Genomic DNA, 3,788 nt, shown 5'->3' on the forward strand with positions numbered 1-3,788 from the left:
GCCGCGGTAACGGCCAGTGGCACCCATGCGCAAGGCCTCAAGCCCCAGGGCGAGAGCGGAGCGACCGAGGCCAAGGCAGCTGCCGTCGAGCGCGCCGCCGATCCGGCACAGGGCGCGCCGGCCGCGGCCGCCCATACGGGCACGCAGGCCGCAACTGCCCCCTCCGACACCAGCGCGCAGGCCGCCTCCGCCGTGCAGGCGCCGCTGACCCATACGACCTCGGCCGCCACCGCATCCACCGCGACGCTCACCGCGACCGCGGCGACCCACGCGGCCGTTCCGGTCAGCGGCATCCCGATCGAGATCGCGGCCGCGATTCGCGCCGGCAAGTCCCGGTTCGACATCAGCCTCGACCCGGCCGAGCTCGGCAAGATCGACGTCCGCATCAATATCGACCGCAACGGCAACGTCACCTCGCATCTGACGGTGGAGAAGCCGGAGACGCTGCAGATGCTGCGCCAGGACGCGCCGCAATTGCAGCGCGCACTCGACGATGCCGGCTTCAAGACCGGCGGCAACGGGCTGTCCTTCAGCCTGCGCGACCAGAATTCGGGCCAGAATTCCGGCCAGAACAACGACAATGGCGGCAACGCCCGCCGGCTGATCATCAGCGAGGACGAAAGCGTCGCTGCCGCGCCCGTCGGACGCGGCTACGGCCGCATGCTCGCGTCGAGCAGCGGCGTCGACATCAGAGTGTGAGGAGTATCGAGACATGACCACCACAAATGCCGCGACCGCCCCCTCCGTCGTCTCCGGGACGACCGACCTGCCGAAATCCTCCTCGTCCAACACGCTGAGCTCGACCACGGGGTCGACGCTCGCCGGCAACTTCCAGACCTTCCTGACCCTGCTGACGACGCAACTGCAGAACCAGAACCCGCTGGATCCGCTCGACACCAACCAGTTCACCCAGCAGCTGGTGCAGTTCGCCGGCGTCGAGCAGCAGCTCAAGACCAACGATTCGCTGGCCCAGCTCGTCAGCCTGCAGCAGACCACGCAGGCGACCCAGGCGCTCGGCTTCGTCGGCAAGACCGCCCTGGTCGACGGCTCGACCGCGAGCATGACCAACTCCACGGCTGTCTGGCATCTCAACGTGCCGACCGACTCCACGGTCGAGATCTCCATCGCCAATTCGAGCGGCCAGACCGTGTTCAACGGCAAGTACACCGCCGCCGCCGGCAACGACATCCCGTTCACCTGGAACGGCATGGGCAATGACGGCACGCAATGGCCCGACGGCAAGTACACGATCTCGGCCACCGGCAAGGACGTCGCGAACAACAATGTCGGCATCGCCGCGCAGGTGCAGGGCGTGGTGTCGTCGGTCGACCTGACCCAGTCGCCGCCGCTGCTCACCATCGACGGCGCCAGCTACACGCTGAGCCAGGTCAAGAGCATCATCGCGACGAGCAGCAATTGATAGCGGAACACCGCAGCAACAAACTCCGGTGTCATCCCCGCCTAGTGCGCAATTGCGCGCGGGGGCGGGGATCCATAGCCACAGGGAGTGGTTGCAGCGCATACTGGTAACCCCGAGTCGTCGTCAAACCCCTTCCTGGGGTTATGGATCCCGGGCTCGCGCTCCGCGCGCCCCGGGATGACAAAGAGAGGGCCTCCGCAATGCGACCGCAGGCTCAATTCGTTAGTAAAGTATTTACGAACTCCGCCTCGGCCCGCCCGGATGTCACCGTCCCGCCGGCCGAGACGGGCCTGTTCCGGCAAGATTCAAGGAGAATTGTATTGAAGCCTTAGGCTTAGCGGATTTTTAAGCCGCGGGGGTTACGGTTAGGGCGTGAGTTCAGTGGTTGAGAGTTTGTGAGTACGCCATGACAGAACCCCATCGCCCGAGGGTAAAATACGTCATCGGGCCGGACGGCAGTCCGTTGACGATCGCGGATCTGCCTGCACCCGGCACCAAACGCTGGGTCATCCGCCGCAAGGCCGAAGTCGTCGCCGCTGTTCGTGGTGGACTTCTCTCCCTTGAGGAGGCCTGCAGCCGTTATACCCTGACGGTCGACGAATTCCTCTCCTGGCAGTTTTCCATCGACCAGCACGGTCTGGCGGGTCTTCGCACCACCCGCATCCAGCAATATCGCCAGTAAGCGATCCGGAAATCTGCGGTGTTTGACGAAAATCTGCCTCGCTTTGCGAGGCCGTTTTTCTTCATGATGCACTTTTGTCCGACCTCTTAACCTTCGTTAACCATATCGAAACCATCACCTAGGCAATAATTGCCCACTCGGCCTTTCCAGTGAAAGCGGCCGAAGCTGTGGGGCGGTTGCTTGCAAGGGCTTGCGGACTTTCTGAAGAGTATCGGCGCCGCCCGGTTCGGGGCGATGATCGCGGTCACCGCCGCGCTCATCGGCTTCTTCGCCTTCGTCATCATGCGCGTCACCACGCCGCAGATGACGACCCTGTTCACGGACCTGTCCGTCGAAGATTCCTCGAGCATCATCAAGGACCTGGAACGCCAGGGCATCCAGTTCGAGATCCGCAACGAGGGCTCCATCATCATGGTGCCCAAGGACAAGGTCACGCGTCTGCGGATGAAGCTCGCCGAGGGCGGGCTGCCCAAGGGCGGCGGCGTCGGCTACGAGGTGTTCGACAAGTCGGACGCGCTCGGCACCACCTCCTTCGTCCAGAACATCAATCATCTGCGCGCGCTCGAGGGCGAGCTCGCCCGCACCATCCGCGCCATCGACCGCATCCAGGCCGCCCGCGTCCACCTGGTGCTGCCCGAGCGCCCGCTGTTCGCGCGCGAGGCGCCGGAGCCGTCGGCCTCGATCGTGGTGCGCGTCCGCGGCGCGCTGGAGGCGCCGCAGATCCGCGCCATCCGCCACCTCGTCGCCTCCGCCGTCAACGGGCTGAAGCCGCAGCGGGTCTCGATCGTCGACGAGGCCGGCCAGTTGCTCGCCGACGGCGCCGCGACCGACCCGGAGCAGGCGGTCGGCGAGGAGCGCCGCATCGCCTTCGAGAAGCGGATGCGCAAGCAGGTCGAGGACATCGTGTCCTCCGTGGTCGGATCCGGCCGCGCCCGCGTGCAGCTCGCCGCCGATTTCGACTTCAACAAGGTCACCCAGACCTCGGACAAGTTCGACCCCGAGGGCCGCGTGCTGCGCTCGAGCCAGACCCGCGAAGAGCAGAGCATGACCGCCGACAACAACGGCCAGGTCACCGTCAACAACGAACTGCCCGGCAACCAGCAGAACAACGGCGCCACGGCCAAGGATCAGAGCAAGAAGTCCGAAGAAACCAACAATTACGAGATCTCCCGCACCACCAAGACCGAGGTGACCGAGGCCGGCCGGGTCAACCGCATCTCGGTCGCGGTGCTGGTCGACGGCATCTACAGCAAGAACGAAAAGGGCGAGCTCGCCTACCAGGACCGCACCAAGGATCAGCTCGACCGCATCGCCGCCCTGGTGCGCTCGGCGATCGGCTTCGACCAGAAGCGCGGCGACCAGGTCGAGGTCGTCAATCTGCGCTTCGCCGACGCCCCCTCCACCGCTCCGATCGGCGAGCCCTCAGGCTTTCTCGGCATGCTCCAGTTCACCAAGGACGACGTCATGTACTTCGTCGAGCTCGGCGTGATGATGCTGCTCGGCCTCGTCGTGCTGTTCCTGGTGATCCGCCCGCTGGTCAAGCGCATCCTCGCCTCCGACGAGGTCGCTGCCGCGATCTCCGGCGTGCTGACCGGCCCCGCCGCTTCGGAAGAGACGCCGTCCGCCAGCCAGCCGCTGCTGCCGAGCGGCGCCGCCAGCGCGATCGACGTCGCCACCGTCCAGGGC

Annotated in this window: 4 protein-coding genes; all 4 read left to right on the forward strand. The window is 65.7% G+C overall.

The annotated features are described in order from the left end of the window. Positions 1-699, forward strand: a 699-nt coding sequence (locus tag JHD07_RS29180; RefSeq protein ID WP_291628462.1) for a flagellar hook-length control protein FliK, incomplete at its 5' end; no start/stop codon positions are given. Positions 700-712: 13 nt separating this feature from the next. Beyond that, complete coding sequence (locus JHD07_RS29185; RefSeq protein ID WP_291628464.1) at positions 713-1,420, forward strand: flagellar hook capping FlgD N-terminal domain-containing protein; 708 nt, start codon at positions 713-715, stop codon at positions 1,418-1,420. Positions 1,421-1,826: 406 nt separating this feature from the next. Then, positions 1,827-2,102, forward strand: coding sequence for a DUF1153 domain-containing protein (locus JHD07_RS29190; protein WP_002714638.1), 276 nt, complete (start codon positions 1,827-1,829; stop codon positions 2,100-2,102). Between the two features lie 180 nt (positions 2,103-2,282). Further along, positions 2,283-3,788 (forward strand): flagellar basal-body MS-ring/collar protein FliF (gene fliF, locus JHD07_RS29195; RefSeq protein ID WP_291628465.1); only part of this gene is annotated, 1,506 nt, incomplete at its 3' end.

Origin of the sequence: Bradyrhizobium sp. (assembly GCF_016462955.1) — a bacterium.
GTDB lineage: Bacteria > Pseudomonadota > Alphaproteobacteria > Rhizobiales > Xanthobacteraceae > Bradyrhizobium.